The 17,460-nt window shown below is 60.2% G+C and carries 19 protein-coding genes; 10 read left to right on the top strand and 9 right to left on the bottom strand.

The genetic code is table 11. The features are described 5' to 3' along the window. Positions 1-106: 106 nt before the first annotated feature. The gene (locus MUN84_RS24600; protein ID WP_410780102.1) at positions 107-820 is read left to right on the top strand and encodes a PAS domain-containing protein; all 714 of its coding nucleotides are present in this window, start codon (positions 107-109) and stop codon (positions 818-820) included. Then, positions 772-2,961, top strand: a complete 2,190-nt coding sequence (locus tag MUN84_RS12720; protein ID WP_244694426.1) for a PAS domain-containing hybrid sensor histidine kinase/response regulator — start codon at positions 772-774, stop codon at positions 2,959-2,961. Before MUN84_RS24600 ends, MUN84_RS12720 begins: the two co-directional genes overlap by 49 nt. Positions 2,962-3,054: 93 nt before the next feature. On the opposite strand, the gene MUN84_RS12715 is transcribed toward MUN84_RS12720, so the two are convergent. The 3 genes from MUN84_RS12715 to MUN84_RS12705 all read right to left on the bottom strand — a co-directional run bounded on the left by MUN84_RS12715 (position 3,055) and on the right by MUN84_RS12705 (position 5,503). Continuing rightward, complete coding sequence (locus MUN84_RS12715) at positions 3,055-3,354, bottom strand: LytR/AlgR family response regulator transcription factor (RefSeq protein ID WP_244694425.1); 300 nt, start codon at positions 3,352-3,354, stop codon at positions 3,055-3,057. Continuing rightward, positions 3,351-3,788 (bottom strand): LytR/AlgR family response regulator transcription factor, encoded by a 438-nt coding sequence (locus MUN84_RS12710; protein WP_244694424.1) that lies wholly within the window; start codon positions 3,786-3,788, stop codon positions 3,351-3,353. The genes MUN84_RS12715 and MUN84_RS12710 overlap by 4 nt, the downstream gene beginning before the upstream one ends. 341 nt (positions 3,789-4,129) lie before the next feature. Beyond that, positions 4,130-5,503: an FAD-dependent oxidoreductase gene (locus MUN84_RS12705; protein ID WP_244694423.1), complete on the bottom strand. Its 1,374-nt coding sequence runs from the start codon at positions 5,501-5,503 to the stop codon at positions 4,130-4,132. Between the two features lie 200 nt (positions 5,504-5,703). On the opposite strand from MUN84_RS12705, the gene MUN84_RS12700 reads away from it, so the two are divergent. From MUN84_RS12700 to MUN84_RS12690, 3 genes are all read left to right on the top strand, one after another. Beyond that, positions 5,704-5,967, top strand: a complete 264-nt coding sequence (locus MUN84_RS12700) for a hypothetical protein (RefSeq protein WP_244694422.1) — start codon at positions 5,704-5,706, stop codon at positions 5,965-5,967. A 186-nt stretch (positions 5,968-6,153) separates the two neighbouring features. Further along, positions 6,154-6,798 (top strand): carboxypeptidase-like regulatory domain-containing protein, encoded by a 645-nt coding sequence (locus MUN84_RS12695; protein WP_262920513.1) that lies wholly within the window; start codon positions 6,154-6,156, stop codon positions 6,796-6,798. A gap of 67 nt (positions 6,799-6,865) precedes the next feature. Then, on the top strand, positions 6,866-8,614 hold the full coding sequence (locus MUN84_RS12690; protein WP_244694421.1) for a TonB-dependent receptor plug domain-containing protein: 1,749 nt from the start codon (positions 6,866-6,868) through the stop codon (positions 8,612-8,614). A 158-nt stretch (positions 8,615-8,772) separates the two neighbouring features. On the opposite strand, the gene MUN84_RS12685 is transcribed toward MUN84_RS12690, so the two are convergent. The 6 genes from MUN84_RS12685 to MUN84_RS12660 form a co-directional block, all read right to left on the bottom strand. Further along, positions 8,773-9,378, bottom strand: a complete 606-nt coding sequence (locus MUN84_RS12685; protein ID WP_244694420.1) for an alpha-ketoglutarate-dependent dioxygenase AlkB family protein — start codon at positions 9,376-9,378, stop codon at positions 8,773-8,775. Between the two features lie 6 nt (positions 9,379-9,384). Continuing rightward, positions 9,385-10,059: a hypothetical protein gene (locus tag MUN84_RS12680; protein ID WP_244694419.1), complete on the bottom strand. Its 675-nt coding sequence runs from the start codon at positions 10,057-10,059 to the stop codon at positions 9,385-9,387. A gap of 108 nt (positions 10,060-10,167) precedes the next feature. After that, a complete protein-coding gene (gene kynU, locus MUN84_RS12675; RefSeq protein ID WP_244694418.1) occupies positions 10,168-11,448 on the bottom strand; it encodes a kynureninase in 1,281 nt (426 codons plus the stop codon). A 229-nt stretch (positions 11,449-11,677) separates the two neighbouring features. Beyond that, the gene (locus MUN84_RS12670) at positions 11,678-12,730 is read right to left on the bottom strand and encodes an amidohydrolase family protein (protein ID WP_244694417.1); all 1,053 of its coding nucleotides are present in this window, start codon (positions 12,728-12,730) and stop codon (positions 11,678-11,680) included. 25 nt (positions 12,731-12,755) lie between these two features. After that, positions 12,756-13,139: a four helix bundle protein gene (locus tag MUN84_RS12665; RefSeq protein ID WP_244694416.1), complete on the bottom strand. Its 384-nt coding sequence runs from the start codon at positions 13,137-13,139 to the stop codon at positions 12,756-12,758. 31 nt (positions 13,140-13,170) lie between these two features. Then, complete coding sequence (locus MUN84_RS12660) at positions 13,171-13,704, bottom strand: 3-hydroxyanthranilate 3,4-dioxygenase (RefSeq protein WP_244694415.1); 534 nt, start codon at positions 13,702-13,704, stop codon at positions 13,171-13,173. Between the two features lie 149 nt (positions 13,705-13,853). Between MUN84_RS12660 and MUN84_RS23845 the strand changes: the two genes are divergently transcribed. The 5 genes from MUN84_RS23845 to MUN84_RS12640 all read left to right on the top strand — a co-directional run bounded on the left by MUN84_RS23845 (position 13,854) and on the right by MUN84_RS12640 (position 17,390). After that, positions 13,854-14,291 (top strand): SDR family NAD(P)-dependent oxidoreductase, encoded by a 438-nt coding sequence (locus MUN84_RS23845; RefSeq protein WP_317238928.1) that lies wholly within the window; start codon positions 13,854-13,856, stop codon positions 14,289-14,291. A gap of 79 nt (positions 14,292-14,370) precedes the next feature. Next, positions 14,371-14,667: an SDR family oxidoreductase gene (locus MUN84_RS23840; protein WP_317238927.1), complete on the top strand. Its 297-nt coding sequence runs from the start codon at positions 14,371-14,373 to the stop codon at positions 14,665-14,667. A gap of 93 nt (positions 14,668-14,760) precedes the next feature. Continuing rightward, positions 14,761-15,486, top strand: a complete 726-nt coding sequence (locus MUN84_RS12650; protein ID WP_244694414.1) for a glycosyltransferase family 2 protein — start codon at positions 14,761-14,763, stop codon at positions 15,484-15,486. 66 nt (positions 15,487-15,552) lie between these two features. Beyond that, positions 15,553-15,915, top strand: a complete 363-nt coding sequence (locus MUN84_RS12645; RefSeq protein WP_244694413.1) for a hypothetical protein — start codon at positions 15,553-15,555, stop codon at positions 15,913-15,915. After that, a complete protein-coding gene (locus tag MUN84_RS12640) occupies positions 15,879-17,390 on the top strand; it encodes a hypothetical protein (RefSeq protein ID WP_244694412.1) in 1,512 nt (503 codons plus the stop codon). Before MUN84_RS12645 ends, MUN84_RS12640 begins: the two co-directional genes overlap by 37 nt. The last annotated feature ends 70 nt before the right edge of the window (positions 17,391-17,460 follow it).

Below are 17,460 nucleotides of genomic sequence, written 5' to 3'. Positions count from 1 at the left end.
TTGACCCGCGCGAGGAGCCGGCCTTCTCCCAGAATCTGTACCAGGCCGCCACCAGCGCCCTGGCGGCGGGAGTGTCCACCCAGGCTGAAATCGGCTTTGCCGACCACTGTTTTCAGCTGGCCATTGTGCCCTTCGTGCACGACCAGTACGTGAACCTCTACTTCACCGACATTACCCAAGTGAAGGACGCCGAAAAGCGCCTGGTGGAGCAGCAGGGGTTTTACGAGACGGTGCTCAACCAGCTGCCCGCCGACGTAGCCGTTTTGGATACCCAGCAACGCTACCGCTACGTGAACCCTCCGCCATCCGGGAGGCAGCCCTGCGCGAATGGATTATTGGCCACAACGACTTTGAGTACTTCGAGTACCGGAACCGCCCGCTGGAACTGGCCCACCGGCGGCGTTCCATTTTCCAGCAGGCCGTGCAGCAGCGCCGCCTGGTGGCCTGGGAAGAAACCCTGGATACGCCCGAAGGGCAGCGCCTGTCTTTGCGCCACATGCACCCCGTATTTGGCCCGGAAGGCGACCTGCGCATGGTCATTGGCTACGGGCTCGATATTACGGAGCGCCACGAAGCCGAGGAGAAAGTGCGGCGCAGTGAGGCCCGCCTGCAGGAGCAGCAAGACTTTGTACAACAGGTAGTTAACACTACTCCCATCATTATCTGGGTGTGTGATGCGGAGGGGGAAACGCAGTTTTCCAACCAGGCTTTCGAGGATTTGATGCGCACCGGCCGCCACCGCACCACCAGCTCGGCCAGCCCGAAGACCCGGTGGCCACCGAAAACTGGGCCCACGAACAAAGCATTCAGCAAGTGCTGAAAACGGGCCAGGAAATAGCCTACGAAAGCTCCTTTACCCAGCTCAGCGGCGCCGTGCGGTGGTTCCAGACCATAATCCGGCCCTTGCTTCGGGCCGATGGCAGCCTCAACGTCATGGGCGTGAGCACCGACATCACGGAGATAAAGCAGGCCGGCACTACCCTGGAGCGCACGGCCAAGCAGTACCGCGACCTGATGCACTACTCCCAGGCCCTCATCTGCACCCATGACCTGCAGGGCGTGCTGCTGTCGGTGAACCCCGCGGCGGCCCAGCTGGTGGGCGTGGTGCCGGAGCGGCTAGTGGGCCGCACCCTGCACCACGTGCTGAGCCCCGAGCTGCACCCCCAGCTGGAGCTATACCTGGAGCAGGCCCACCAGCAGCAGGAGCTCATGGGCCTGATGACCCTGCACGGCGCCGACGGCCGCCCTCACCACCTGATGTACAACAACTACCGCGTGGAGGAGCCCGGCGAGCTGCCCTACGTCATTGCTTACGGTCAGGAAATAACCGAACGAATTCAGGCCGAGCAGGAGCTGTTGCGCGCCAAAGAGGAAGCCGAGAACACGGCCCGGGCCAAGGAAAACTTCCTGGCCAACATGAGCCACGAAATCCGCACGCCCATCAACGGCATTCTGGGCATGGCCGGGCTGCTGGCTAAAACCTCGCTCGACCCTGCCCAGCAGGAACACCTGCGCATCCTGCGCAACTCGGGCCGCCACCTGCTCACCGTCATCAACGACGTGCTGGACGTGGCCAAGATTGAGGCCGGCAAGCTGGAGCTGGAACGCATGGCCTTCGATATCAACCAGTCGATTCAGGATGCGGTGCAGAGCCTGGCGTTTCGGGCCGAGGAAAAGGGCATTGGCTTCCGCCTGGAGCTGCTGCCGCTGCCGCACCCCGTCGTCATCGGCGACCCAGGCCGCATCAACCAGATCCTGCTTAACCTGCTCAGCAACGCCGTAAAGTTCACGACTCGCGGCGAGGTAGCCCTTACCTCCCGCCTGCTCGAGGAAACCCCGACGGAGCTAACTGTGGAGTTTGAGGTGCGCGATACGGGCATTGGCATTTCGCCGGATAAGCAGGACACCATTTTCGAGAGTTTTTCGCAGGCCTACGCCGATATTTCGCGCCGCTTTGGCGGTACGGGCCTGGGCCTGACCATCAGCCGCAGCCTGGTGCAGCAGCTGGGCGGGCAGATGCGGGTGGAAAGTGAGCTGGACAAGGGTAGCTCCTTTTTCCTTTCCCTGACCTTGCCCCGGGCCCAACACGCCCTGCCTGAACCCACCCGCCTACCCCCGCCCGACTACGGCAAGCTGCGTGGCAAGCGCGTGCTGCTGGTGGAAGACCACCCCGTAAACCAACAGTTGGCCCTGCTGATTCTGGAAGGCTGGGAGGTGGAAACCCACGTGGCCTCCGATGGCAACGAGGCCCTGGACCAGCTGGAGGCCCGCCTGTACGACGTGGTGCTGATGGACATTCAGATGCCCGGCATGAGCGGCCTCGACGTGACCCACCGTCTGCGCCAGCACCCTGACCCGCTGCGCGCCGCTACCCCCGTTATTGCCCTCACGGCCAACGTGATGCGCTCCGACAACGAGATGTACCGAGCCGCCGGCCTGGACTACCTCTCCAAGCCCTTTGAGGAGGACGACTTGTTTCGCAAGCTGGAAGCCAACCTGCGCCCCGTGGCGGTGGCCGTGCTGGAAGCCCAGCCGGCCCCGGCGCCTACCCCAGCCACCGAGCCGGTACTTGCCGGGGCCCCAACCGAGGCCCCGGCAGAAGCACCGGCCCCGCTGTTCGACCTCACCCGCCTGCGCGACACGGCCCACGGCAGCACCATTTTCATGCAGAAAATAGTGGGCTCCTTCCGAACCCATACGCCGGCCGCCGCCGCCCAGCTGCGGGCCGCCGGGGCCGCCGCCGATTGGCCGGCCGTGGGCGCCGTGGTGCACAAGCTGCGGCCGTCCTTGCAGTTACTGGGCATTGAGGCCGCCCAGGAATTAGTAGCCGCGCTGGAGCCGCTGTCCAGGCCCAACGCGCCCATCCTGGCTACCCCCGACCAGCTTCCGGTTCTGACCTATCAGCTTGCCGATTTGCTGGAGGCCGCCGTGGAGCAGCTCGGCAACGCCCACATTGAGTAGAAAACAGAGCCCAAAAACGTTGAGCGGGCTACCTTTCCGCACCTGCTGGAAAAGTAGCCCGCTCAACGCTTTCAGGGGGAAGCCCGGGAAATACTAGATGCGGTTTAGCTTCCGGAAGAAGGCTTCCTGGTACGATTTGCCGATGGGCACGTGCTGGCCGCCCGGCACCACGGCGGCCCCGTCCTCGATGGCCTCAATCCGGCGCATATTCAGGATGTAGGACCGGTGTACGCGCACGAAATGGTCGAAGGGCAGGCGGGCGTCCAGGGCCTTCATGGTGGTGTACACAATGTACTTCTGCTTGTCCGTGACGATAATAACGTAGTCCGAGAGGGCTTCAATGTAGAGCACCTCGTCGAAGTTAATACGCACCATCTTGTTGTTGACCTTCACGAACAAGTCGTTGTCGGGGGCGTGGGAGCGGCTACGGGGCTGACAGCGGCGGGCACCGGGGCAGTGTGCTGCTGCAGGGCCCGCTGCACGGCCCGGCTGAAGCGGGCGTAATCAAAGGGCTTCACCAAGTAGTCGGTCACGCGCAGGTCAAAGGCATCAACGGCGAAGTCCTCGTGGGCTGTTGTCAGAATGACGATGGGCGGATCGGAGAGCACGCGCAGCAAATCCAGGCCGTTGAGCTGGGGCATCTGAATGTCAAGAAAGAGCACATCGACCCGATTACCGGCCCGGAAGTAGTTCAGGCCCTGCAACGCATCGTCCAGAGAAGTAACGAGTTGCAGCGAATCGGTGAGGGAAATGTAGTGCTCCAGCGTCAGCCGATTGATTTCTTCGTCATCAATAATAGCACAGGTCAGAACGGGGGCAGTAGCCATAAGGAGCGGGGAAAGGAAACCAGAGCGTGTACCACCTCCCTACCCATTGACACGCAAGATGTACCTGTCAGACAAGCGGTTCGGTGCTGTTTTGAATAGCTAAACTACTCTACTTCGAGTAGTCAATCAAATTAATTGTATTTCTTCTGTCCTATTATCTCATTCTTGGACACACCAGGAGTTAGGTAAGGGGCAAAAGAGCCTTTAGAAGCCGTTGTACTGGTTCAGCTTGTCCAACCTGCTACCGTATTTTCCCGGATTGGGCTGCCCCTACCAACGAATTGTCCAATGATTTGGATTGCCGGAATGGAGTCAGAATCCTGTGTTTATTCAATCTCAGGCTAGCGGCGCTCCATCTCCGCCGCCACCAAAGCCTGCACCTCGGGCCGCTGGTAGTCCTCTTCTGACTGAATATGGGGCATGAGCCGCTGCATGATCTGCTCCTGTTGCTGGCCGTTGGCCCAGGCCTCGGCGTAAGGCAGGTGGGAAAAGGTTACCTGCGAGTACAGGGGTAGCCACTTGCTGGGATACTGGGCGGAAATTTTGCTCTCGATTTTTTTCTGGAGCAGAAACCGCGGGTCGGCCACCCGGTCGCGCATCTCCTCGAAATTGTACACGGCCAGGTCGGCCATGGCGTCGGCGTTGGGCTTGCGCACCTGCTGAAACTCCTGAAAAATGGCGTTCCAGTCGTGGCCATGCCGGGCGAGCAGTTCGTGCAGCACGGTGCAGTCTTCGAAGCCGGCATTCATGCCTTGCCCATAAAACGGCACAATGGCGTGGGCCGCATCGCCCAGCAGCAGCACGTCATCGTGGTAGGTCCAGGGGTAGCAGCGCACAGTTACCAGGGAGCTGGTTGGGTTGTCGAAGAATTCGGTTTCCAACTCCGGCATCAGCGGCACGGCATCAGGAAATTCTTGCTCAAAAAAGGCGCGCACCTGCGCGGGCGTTTGCAGGGCAGCAAAGGAAGCGGGGCCTTCAAACGGGAAAAACAGCGTGCAGTTAAAAGAGCCGTCGAGGTTGGGCAGGGCAATCATCATGTACTGCCCGCGGGGCCAGATGTGCAGGGCGTGCTTTTCCAGGGCCCAGCCGCCCCCGGGCGCCGCCGCAATGGTCAGCTCCTTATAGCCGTAGTCGAGGTAGTGCTGGGAGTAGTTGAAGCGGTCCGTGCGCTGCAGGGCGGCCCGCACGGCCGAGTAGGCCCCGTCGACCCCAAACAGACGACGAAAAGAAACGGTCCGGCTCTGGTTTAGCTCCGTATCGAGTACATCCATGGTTTGCTGGCGTAAGTCAACGCGCTGGCACTGCTGGTTAAAAGCCACCCGAATGCGCGGGTTCTGCTCCACTAGGTCCAGCATGCGGCGGTTGAGACCCGCCCGCGACACCGAATAGATTGATTGGCCTTCCTGCCCGTAGGGCTGGTACGTGAGCTGGCCCTGCACGCTGTGCATAATGCGCCCGTGCATGGCCACCGCCACATCCCGCACCGACTCGGCAATGCCTACCCCTTCCAGGGCCCGCCACCCCCGGTCGGAAAGGGCCAAGTTGATGGAGCGAGCCTCCACGGACCCGGCCCGCCGGATGTCGGGCCGCCGCTCGAACATCTCCACCGAGTGCCCGTGCTGGGCCAGATAAAGCGCCAGCAGAGAGCCGACCAAGCCGCCGCCCATTACGGTAAGGGTTTCAGTTTCAGGGGCAGTAGATGCAAATTCGGCCATGGGGCGCACAGGAGTAAGCGGAACAGGAAGGAGCGGATAGACCAACGAAAGTAACCGATTCTGCTGGTATCGATTGGCCGAGAATCCAAGGGGGTTGAACGGGCAGAATACCAGGGTTGAACGGGAGAGGGAGAATCGGGGCCGGCAAGCTCGCTTCCTTTGAATTATTAAACGATTTAATATTCATTAATACGGACACCATGCCAGCCAAACCTGCTACCTCTCGCCTGTTGACTGGGGCAGCCTGCTACCATTATTGGCCGGCAACACCCCGCTACATTCGCCTGGTCCGAAAAGCGGCTGCGCGCACCGGCACCGAGCCCGGCAGCGTTGGCCCCCGCAAGCCGCTCGCCCGCTCCGTAGATACTACCCCACAAAAGCCACCGGTGTTGCGCCTCGGCGACTATGCCATTGGCGACGAGGACTGCCCTTTTCTGTACGGCCCAACTGATTTACGGTACTAAGCTTAGAATCAGGCTTTAGACAGGCCTCATTACAATGGGGTATAACAATGCTGGAATACAATTGTGAAAAAACAACAACTATAAGGTTATCAATTCATTACCATAGGATATTCTCTCTCCACCCGATACATTTGTAGCCCTTTCTGAGTAGGAAGGGCTTTTTTCATTTTTGTAATTTTTCTTGATATGGGAAAACCTTACCGTTTTCTACTTCTTATTTTGGGAATACTATTGGGGGCAACCCCAGCAGCTTTTGCGCAGGAATTGGGGACTGTGGCTGGTTTGGTACAGGACCAGGCCGGGGAACCGATGCCCGGAGCAACGATATTTATACGGGGTACTTTTGTTGGCACCAGCACAAACCGGGAAGGCAAGTTTTTGCTGCGCACCGACTTTAACCAGGGCCCCGTGGTGCTGTCTGTTTCATTTGTGGGCTACGAAAGCCGGGAGGTAACCCTACCCCAGCCCGACAACGCGGTAGTTGTGCAGCTTAAGGTGAACCCCACCCAAACCAACGAGGTAATTGCCTCTGCCTCACGGGTAGAGGAAGGCATTTTGCAGGCGCCCGTGACGGTAGAGAAAGTAACCTCCCAGCAGATTCTGCGGCTGCCGCCGCCCGATGTGCAGGTGGGCCTCAACCAGTTCAAGGGCATCGACGTGAACAGCACCAGCATGCTGATGAACTCCCTGAGCACCCGGGGCTTCAACTCGGCCAAGTCGGAGCGCCTGATTCAGCTGACGGATTATTTCGATACTCAGTCGCCTTCGCTGAACATCAACGCCGGGACAGCTGCGCTACGCCAAGAAAATCGGAGACAAGCTGGCGTTTAAAATTACGGGCGCCTACCTCACAGCCAACGACTGGCTGGCCAGCAACTACGCCGCCACCAGCACCCGGGTGCAGCAAAACAATAACGCCCAGGGCTCTGCGCTGGGCTACGACGCCGTGAACCGCTACGGCGACGTGGGTGTCACGTATGGTCTCACTGGCGGACTGCTGAACGGTCGGACCGCTTTTATGCCGGGCTTCGAGGAGAAAATTCTGGTGGGCGACGACAACAAGGCTACGTCGCTGAAAATACATCCTTCGCTTTCCTACCTGCTTACCAGCACCATCAAAGCGACCGTGGGGGTGAACTACAACCGAGGCGATGCTAGCTACCAGAGCACCAGCCGCTACCGGCTCAAGGACTTCGGCACCAACCAGTACCACGGCGAGGTAAAGGGCGAGCGGTGGTTTGTGCGGGGCCAGTCGGTGCAGGACTTTGGCGGCACTACCTACGATTTGAGCTTCCTGGGGCTCTTTATTCAGAACTCCCCGGTACCCGGCCTACTCGACGCCAACGGCAAGCCCGTTACGTACGCTCAGCGTTATTTCAGCGAGTATGCCAGGGTATACAACACGGCCCGCTTGCGCGATGGCAAAGCTGATGCCGATGCCCAAGCCCTAGCGCTGGCCGCCGCCCAGCCCTTGCAGCTTTCGCCCGTCAGTGCTGAATTTGCGGCCCTACGCGAGCAAATTGTGCAGGATGCTACCCCTGGCCGCGGCGCGCGCATCAACCCCAGCTCCCTACTCAACGAAGGCAACGCGCAGTACAACGTCAACCTAGGCGAAACCACCGACCTGATTGTGGGGGCCGCTTACCGCAAGTTCCGCCTGGGCTCCCAAGGCAACCTCTACTCCGACGTGGATGGCCGGATTCAGAACCACGAGGTAGGCGGTTACGCGCAATTCACGATAAAGCTGCTGGACGAGCGCCTGAAGCTGGCTCTAGCCGGCCGCCTAGACGCCTTCAAGAACTTTAAGCCGGCGTTTTCGCCCCGGGCTTCGGCCGTGTACTCGGCCGGCAACCAGCGCCAACATAACTTCCGCGCCAGCTACGGCCGCGCCTTCCGCTCCCCCACCCAGCTCGATCAGTACATCCGCCTAGACCTGGGCCCAGTGCTACTGCTGGGTAACGTTGGTAATGGTTTCCAGGGCTACAGCCTCACCAATGGTCAGGCCGTGAACGTGGCAGCTCTGGAACTGGAGCGCCTGAGCAGCTATGAGGTAGGTTACAAAGGTGCCTTGAGCGAGAAGCTGGTGCTGGACGTGAACTACTACCGCAACTACTACAACGACTTTATTGGGGCGCAGCGCTTTGTGGGCAGCGCCGATGGCAGCCGTCCTGCCACGCCGGCTGCCGGCCGCATGCTGCAGGTATGGACCAACGCCAACCAGGAGGTACGCACCCAGGGTGCTGCCGTGGGCCTAAACTACGCCTTCGCGCCCTTCCTGAACGTAGCGGCCAACTACTCCCTCAACGTGCAGGACCGCAGCGACGTGCAGGACGCGGAGTTCCAGACCTACTTTAACACGCCCAAGCACAAGTACAATGTGGGCGCTAACGGCATTGTTGTTTCGCACCTGAGCTACGCCCTGAACTACCGGTGGGCCCAGGGCCACGAATACGGCCTACCCTTCGCCGTGGGTCAGCTCTCCGATTACAGCTCCATGGATGCCTACTTAGGCTATAGCTTCTCTAAAATGGGCCTCACGCTGCAGGGTGGCGCCTCTAACCTGCTCAATGCCAATAACATTCAAGTATACGGCGGCCCTCAAATTGGGCGGTTGGTGTACGTAGGCGTACAGCTGGATATCAAATAAGATCTGCCATACGCAACGCAAAAAGCGCGGCCTTCCGGGTAGGAAGGCCGCGCTTTTTGCGTTGGCTTACGGGGCTTGGCTGCTACCTCACTTCCTCGCTGCCTGCTCGTGCGGTTAGGTAAGAAGACAAGACGCTACATCATCACCTTACTGCCTCCCTATTTCACCGCCACCTGCCGAAACGTAAGGTTCAGCCGAGGGCCGACCGGGCGGGTGGTTTTCGGCAGGGCGTGCAGCCAGTGCTGCTGGGTGGGGCCGCGCATGAGCAGCAGGCTACCCGACGTGAGCAGAAGACTCAGGGGCGCGTGCGGCGTGTGCTGGGGATGGCGGGGCTTAAGTCGAAAAGTGCGGGTAGCGCCCAGCGTGACGGAGGCAATAACGGGTTCGGGGCCAAGCTCCGGCTCATCGTCGGCGTGCCAGCCCATACTGTCTTGGCCCGTACGGTAAAGGTTGAGCAGCACACTGTTAAAGGAAGCGTCGGCGGCAGCTTCTACCCGCTGGCGCAGGTTACGTAGCGCCGGGCTCCAGGGCTTAGGTTGCAGCTGCAAGCCGGAGTACTGGTAGGCGGCGCCCAGGTCGCCGTGCCAGGCTGTGAGCCGGGGCTGCAGCACCTCGCGGCCGAAAAGCCTAATAGTTTCGTGCCGCCAGGGGGTGGTATTCGTTAGCTCCGTCAGCAAGGCGTTTGCCTGCGCTAGGGGTAGGAAAGCCGGATCGAAAAGCAAATCGGCGTCCGGCAGCGGAATAGAGGTTAACCCGTGCTTCACGCCTTACTACAGGGTAGGATTCAGGCCAAAGCGCACGTACAGAATGGCGTAAACCAGCGTAATCAGACCGCATACTAGCAGCGCCCCGCCCCACGGACGGCTTCGGTACGGCGTCAGCCCGATGTAGCGGGGCCAGAAAACCACGTTATACAAGACGATGGCCACAATGTTAAACACCGAGCCCAGCCACATGTATTGGTTGCCATATTGCTGCTGCAGCCACTGCAACGCAAAGTGAGTGCCCGCCACGTAAGCCACCACAAAGCCAATTACCAGCCACGATTTTCCGAAGCGGCGCAGGGCCCGCAGGTTCAGGGCCAGCAGCACGCCGCCGGCCGCCATGCTGAACAACACGGAAAAAATGGTGATGGTGCTGGGCGAATACAGGGCCGGGCCAGTTTCTTCGGCTTCCTCGGGGTAGTCGCCGCGCATGCGCCGCCGGGCCAGCTCGTTCTCAGCTTCCCGCTCCCGGGCTGCCTGCTCCCGCTCGTTGGTTACCTGCTGGCTAACCTGCAATTCCTGAATGATGGAGGCCGCGCCCGGTTCGGGCATACCGCGCTGGGCCAGCTCCTCCAGGGCGGCCAGCACGGCTTCCTCCCGATACTGGTAGCGGTTCGCCACGTAGTCGCGCAGCTCGGCGTCGGTTTTACGGCTCATTTTCGCCGCGAAGTCTTCGGCCATGATTGGGTAGTGCTTAATTCAGAAACTAGAACAGCTGGAAAGCTTTTCCCTCTACGGATAACAACGCCTACCAGTGAAAAACTTCCCCGCCGGCACCAAATTGTGTTATTAGTTGCGGCCGGCCCACTCGGCCAGCACCACCCCTACCCGGTACACATCCTCGAAGGTATTGTAGAGCGGCACGGGCGCCAGCCGAATCACGTTGGGCTCCCGCCAGTCGCCGATAACGCCTACGGCCATCAGGTGCTCAAATAGGTCGCGGCCGCCCTGGTGTACTAGCAAGGAAAGCTGACAACCGCGCTGGGCAGGGTCCTGGGGGGTAATGATTTCGAGGCGGGTTTTGGGTAAGTTGAGGCGGGTGATGAGAAACTCTAGGTAGCCCGTCAGCAGCTCGCTTTTGCGGCGCAGAGCCTCCATGCCACCAGCGGCTTCGTGAATGGCTAGGGCCGCTTCGTGCACGGCCATCGTCAGGATGGCCCCGTTGGAAAGCTGCCAGCCGGCTGCCCCACGCATGGGCCGGAAGCCCTTTTTCATCTTGAAGCGCTCCTTCTCATCGTAGCCCCACCAGCCAGCCAGGCGCACCAGCTCGGGCTGGTCGGCAAACCGCTCGTGCACAAACGCCCCGGACACGCCCCCGGGGCCGGAGTTCAGGTACTTATAGGAACACCAGCAGGCGAAATCCACGTCCCAGTCGTGCAGGTGCAGCGGGATGTTGCCAGCGGCGTGGGCCAGGTCGAAGCCCACCATAGCGCCCACGGCGTGGCCGGCCCGGGTAATGGCAGCCATGTCGTACACCTGACCGGTGTAGTAGTTGATACCGCCCATGAGCACGGTAGCCAGCGAATCGCCCAGCTCCTCAATTTTGGCCAGAATGTCCTCGGTGCGCAGGGTATGCTCGCCGGGGCGGGGCGTTAGCTCCACCAGGGCTTCGTCGGGGTCGAGGCCGCGCATGCGCACCTGGGTTTCCAGGGCGTATTGGTCGGAGGGAAAAGCGCCGCCTTCCATCAGCACCTTGTAGCGGGTAGCAGTGGGCTGGTAGAAGGATATCAGCAGCAGGTGCAGGTTGGTCGTGAGGTTGTTCATCACGACCACCTCCACGGGCTTAGCCCCCACAATGCGAGCCGAAGCCGCCTCCAGGCGCTGATGAAAGTGCATCCAGGGCGTTTCACCCTTGAAGTGCCCTTCCACGGCCAGCTGCTGCCAGTTCTGAAACTGTTGCTCGGCGGCGGCGCGGGCCGTGCGCGGCTGCAGGCCCAGGGAGTTGCCGCAGAAATACAGGCACTCCTCCCCGTTGGGCGCGGGCGGAATCAGAAACTGCTGACGAAAATCGCGCAACGGGTCCTGCGCATCAAGTTGGCGGGCAAAGTCGAGGGTGGGTTCGAAGGTCATCGGCAGTAAAGATACCAGCGGTGAAGTTGTGAAGTGGTGAAATTGTGAGTAGGTGCCAATGGCGAGCAGCGCGACACCATCCGTCCTGAAACAGGACAAGCCCTCGACGCAACCATACATCAAGGGCTTGTCACTTTACTACGCTGGTCACATGGAGAGGACAGGTGGCTTCGTCGTGCCTCCTCGCCATAACAACTCAGTCAATAACTCGCTAAATCACTCAACCAACTCACCGCTTAAAGCGCGAGGCTTCCAGACCCAGCCAGTCCAGGGCGTTCTGGCCCAGCATGCGAGCTTTCACATCGTCGGGGTAAGGTAGGGAGCGAATCAGCTCGCCCGGCACGGCTTCGCCCAGGGGGAAAGGGTAGTCGGTGCCGAGCGTGATTTTGTCGGGTCCGATGGTTTGGGCCAGGTAGTCGAGCAGGCGCGGGTCGTGGACTAAGGAGTCTACCCAGAAGCGGCCGAGGTAGTGGCTCGGGTGTACTGGATTGTCGACAGCGCACAGGTCGGGGCGCACCTCGAAGCCGTGGCCGATGCGCCCAATGGTGGTGGCGAAAGTGCCGCCGCCGTGGGCCACGGCCACCCGTAGGCGCGGCAGCCGCTCCAGCACGCCCCCAAAAATCAGGGAGCACAGGGCCCGGGTGCTTTCGGCGGGCATGCCCACCAGCCAGGGCAGCCAGTACTTGGGCATCTGCTGCTGGCCCATCATGTCCCAGGGATGAATAAACACGCAGGCGCCCAACTCCTCAGCGGCCTGAAACACTGAGAACAGCTCCGGGTCATCCAGGTTCCAGTCGTTAACGTGGGAGCCGATCTGCACGCCGGCCAGCCCAATTTTCATGCAGCGCTCCAGTTCTCGCACGGCCAGGTCGGGGGCTTGCATGGGCAGGGTGCCGAGGCCCACGAAGCGGGTAGGGTAGCGCCGCACTACGTCGGCAATGTGGTCGTTGAGCAGCTGGCTTAGGTCTAGCGTATCAAGGGGGCGGGCCCAGTAGCTAAACATGACGGGCACGGTGCTAAGCACTTGTACTTGAGTACCCAACTGGTCGTACTCGCGCAGGCGCACCTCGGGGTCCCAGCAGTTATCCTGTACTTCGCGGAAAAACCGGTCGTCCTGCATCATGCGGGCGCAGCAAGGCCGGTGGTGTTCCAGCCGAATAAAGCCGCCGTACCCATACCGCTCCCGCAGGTCAGGCCACCGCTCGGGCAGAATATGGGTGTGGATGTCTATTGTTAATGAGGAATTAGGAATGAGGAGAGAAGAATTCTGCTGCGGGTTCATAGCTAGTGGCGCTGGGCAAGCGGGTTCAGGATGGTTCGGTATCCTGTTCTTTCTCCTTTTTGATGCGGGTGGTGTTCAGAATGGCACGTAGAATACGACAGAGTTCTTCGCAATCCGTTTGAATGCTGGTAAACGCTGCGGGGGTCAGTGTATTAGTGGCTGCTAATAACTTCAACCAATAGTTTGTTTCGCGGGCTTCTTTATAAGCAATGCTGATTTTATGGGAGAAATCAGCTTTAGAAATGCCACCAATGGCTTCCTCTACGTTGGCCCCAATAGAGGTACCAGAACGCAGTAATTGCTTAATCAAGACATATTCGTGCTGATCGGTCCGCAAATGCCTGCACAGCCGCACGATTCTAACAGCAAAAGCAAACGACTTGGCGGCCACTACATTCTCCGCCTCCATAGGTAGTTAGCGTCTACAGCAAGCTTATTCTTCATTCCTCATTCTTCATTACAGAGCCGGGCGCTTCCATGTAGGTGCCGCATACCTGGCAAGTGCGCAACGCATCGGAGGCCCAGAAGCGGTTCATGATGGGCGGCAGCTGGGCCACGATGTCGGTGATTTCGGCAAATTCTTCGTGGAGCTTGTGGCCGCAATTTTCGCAGTACCACTGGAAGCCATCCAGCTCGCCGGGGGTGCGGTAGCGCTCCAGCACCAGCCCCACGGAGCCGGCCGGGCGGCGCGGGGAGTGGGGCACGCCGGCGGGCAGCAGGAACATGCTGCCGGCTTTAATTTCGATGTCGACGGGCTGACCGTCTTCAATGATTTTCACCACTATGTCGCCCTCCAGCTGCAGAAACAGCTCCTCGCCCTCGTCCACGTGGTAGTCTTTGCGGGCGTTAGGGCCGCCCACTACCATCACAATGAAATCCTTGTTATCCTTGAATACCTGCTGGTTACCAACGGGCGGCTTGAGTAGGTGGCGGTGCTGCTCAATCCACTGCTGAAAGTTGAAGGGCCGAATCATAAGGCAAAGCGCTGGGGTGAAGACGTAGGGGGACAACGGGTGCGTCACGGCAAATAACGACATTCCCGCGTATCGGGACTACCGACTTTGCCCGCATATTTGGCACGCATCCTCATTCTTTCCTTTATTCCCTTACCCCCAATTCACTAATGGACTTACGTTCTCGTCGCGCCCTGGTGGGCGGCAGCACCCAAGGAATTGGCCGGGCCGTAGCCGAGGAGTTGGCCCAGCGCGGAGCCACCCTCACGCTGGTAGCCCGCAACGAAGCCGCCCTGCGCGAGGTAGCGGCGGCCCTGCCCACACCAGCCCAGCAAAAGCACGATTTCATTGTAGCTGATTTCAGTCAGCCCGCTACCCTGGCCCAGCAAGTACGGGAGTACCTGGAGCAAACCTCTACCGGCTTCGATATCCTGGTCAACAACACCGGAGGGCCTGCCGGCGGACCCATTCTAGACGCTCCCGTGGAGGCATTCCGGGCCGCGTTTGAGCAACATTTGGTGTGCAACCACCTGCTGGCTCAGGCCCTGGTGCCGGGCATGCGTCAGCGCCATTGGGGCGTATCATCAACATTATCAGCACCTCCGTAAAGCAGCCGCTGCCGGGCTTAGGTGTGTCGAATACTATTCGGGGGCCGTAGGCAACTGGGCCAAAACCCTGGCCAACGAGTTGGCCGCCGACGGCATTACGGTTAATAACGTGCTGCCGGGGGCCACCGTCACGCAGCGCCACACTTCCTTGATTGAGAAGAAGGTAGAGCAAACCGGCCAGACCACCGAGCAGGTGGAGGCAGCCATGCTGCGGGGCATTCCGGCCGGCCGGTTCGGACAGGCGCAAGAGGTAGCGGCGGCTGTGGCCTTCCTAGCCTCGGAAACGGCCGCCTACATCACCGGCATCAATGTACCCGTGGATGGGGCCGTACCAGCAGCCTGTAGCCCTGTAGGGCCTGAGCCCTACGCGGCCTAGAGTCTGCAGCTGGGGCTAATGCAGTGCCAAATGCCCTGGTTTCTGGGTGCTACCGATATCTTTGGTTGTTCTTTGCCTTTAACGCTGCTGCTTTTGGTACCCTTCCGTACGCTTTCTATCATCATTCCGGTTTATAACGAGGCCCGCACTATCCACCAAATTCTAGATGTGCTGCGTGAGCTGGAGCTGGTCAATAATATTGGAAAAGAGATTATTCTGGTCGATGACTGCTCCTCTGATGATTCGGCGACAGTAATTGAGGCGTACGCCGCCCGTTACCCCGCCTTAGGGCTTCGGCTGCTGCGCCACCGCGTAAACCAGGGCAAAGGCGCGGCCCTGCATACTGGCATCCGGGAGGCGACCGGCGAGTACGTGATTATTCAGGATGCCGATCTGGAGTACGACCCGGAAGAATATAACCTGCTCATCCGGCCCATTCTGCGGGGCATGGCCGACGTAGTATTTGGCTCCCGCTTTATGGGCGGCCGGCCCCACCGCATCCTGTTTTTCTGGCACAGCATCGGTAACGGGCTTCTCACCTTCCTCTCGAACATGGTGACCGATCTGAACCTGACCGACATGGAAACCTGCTACAAGCTGTTCCGCCGCGACCTTATTCAGGGCTTGCAGCTGGAGGAAAAGCGCTTTGGCTTTGAGCCCGAAGTAACGGCCAAAATAGCGCGGGTACCGAATGTGCGCATCTACGAAGTCGGGATCAGCTACTACGGCCGCACCTACGCCGAGGGCAAGAAAATCGGCTGGCGCGACGGGTTCCGGGCTATATATTGCATTCTGAAGTACGGGCTGCTGGCTCGCTAGGACCGGCAGCAGCACCGGTTTCTTCTTTGTTCGGGCCCACCACCATGCGCCCTTGCCACCCCAACTATGCTTCTTTCTAAACAATATGCCACCCGGTGGCCGCTGCGCCTGGCGCTGGCTACCATGCTGGTTCTGCTGCTGTTTGCCTGGCATTTTTACCTGGAGCGGGCCGCCTATTACGACCTGGCCTACCACCTGTTTATCTACCTAAAAGACAAGGCGCTTTTCGTGCAGAATCGGCGCTTCGTGGCCATCGTCACCCAGCTACCCACACTGCTGGCTTTGAAAGCCGGATTGCCACTGGATGCCGTGCTGCGGCTGTACTCGGTGGTATTTATTCTGTACTACCTGGGGTTTTTCTGGCCTGCGCCTACTGGTTTCGCAACGAGCAGGTGGCCCTGGTTGTGGCCCTGCTCTACGTGCTGCTAGCGTCCCGAACTTTCTACTGGGCGCAGTCGGAGCTGCCTCAGGGCCTGGCGGCACTGCTGCTGTTTTACGCTGGAGTGGCCCGACAAGCTCCTCTGCAACTGCGGTTTAGCACCCTGGCTCTGGCGGCGCTGGTACCGGTTTTTATTTTCGGGCACCCGCTTATCATCCTGCCGTTTCTCTTTATCTGGGCCTACGATTGGCTGCTGAACCGCCGGTTTCGGGATTGGGCGTACTATGGCATGCTGGTCTTGGCCCTGGGCATGTACCAGTTGCGCGCCATGCTTATTCCGCCTGGCTCCTACGAGGCGACCCACATGACCTTCACGCCCAATTTGGTAAAGTACTTTCCGAACTACCTGGCCATCGGCAGCTTCGATACTTTCTGGCAGCTGTGCACCCACGGCTTCTTGGCTTTGCCTTTGCTGCTGCTGGCACTTACCGTGTTCTACGTTTGGCAGCGTACTTGGCTGGCCTGGCTCCGGCTGGGGCTCATGTGGGGCTTTGTGGCCGGCTATACCTTTATTATTAACGTCTCGAACCCGGGCTACACCGAGGCTACTTACCTAGAAAACCTGTACCTGCCGCTTACGCTTTTCGTGGCGGTTCCCTTTGCTCTGGAGCTGCTGCCGGCCCTGGAGCGGCGCTGGAACGGGCGCGGCCCCGTGCTGGTGGCTTCCTTGCTGGCGGTGGTACTAGTGGCCCGGCTCGGGCTGATTTGGTACCGCCACGTGCCGTACACAGCGTATCAACAGTGGCTCAACCACTTGCTGGCTTACACCAGTACGTATCCGGAGCGAAAGTTCATTATGTACCCCGATAACGTGGACCCGCACCGCCTGCGGGCGGGCTGGCCCTGGTGGGCATCGGCCAGTGAAACCATGATGGTCAGTGCCCGGCACAGCCCCGATTCGGTGCAGACCGTGCGGGTAGGCTGGGATATTGATCAGCTGGCCGAGGCTGGCTCGCGCCCGGGCGTGTTGCTGGGGCCCTTTGAAACCATGAACACGGCCGACTTGCCCGCTACCTACTGTCGCTTCCCAAACACCGCCGTCTACCGCGTCCTCAACACCCCACCCCCACTCGATACGGCGGCCCTGCGGCCCTACATTGCCGCGCATCAGCAGGTGAAATTGTCGCTGCCCGGCGCAGTGCCGACTACGTGGCGGGCCGGCCGTCAGCAAACGGTACAGGTGCAGATAAACGTACCCGCGGCAGCCCAGCCCCTGCACTCAGGCACGCGGGTTCCCCACCCCACCCTGTTGCGCACGGCATTCTACAAGTCGCACGACTGGCCTTCCGACACGAACCCTATGGAAGTAGCCCTGGAGGTCGACGTCTGGCAGCCCTGGACGCAAACCGTGCCGCTGCAGGCGCCGCGCCAGCCGGGTCGTTATACCTTCGAAATCAGCCTCATCAGCAAAGATTACCGCGACTGGCCCGTGCGCTTGCGCCTGCCGGTGGAGGTAGTCAACTAAGCAGCGCCCTCACAACACAGATCGGGCAGCAGTGGCAGAAATAAACAATTTTCCGCCGCTGCTGCCTGAT

Origin of the sequence: Hymenobacter sp. 5516J-16, assembly GCF_022919335.1 — a bacterium.
In the GTDB taxonomy this organism is placed as follows: Bacteria; Bacteroidota; Bacteroidia; order Cytophagales; family Hymenobacteraceae; genus Hymenobacter; species Hymenobacter sublimis.
This window is presented reverse-complemented; position numbering and strand designations above follow the sequence as displayed.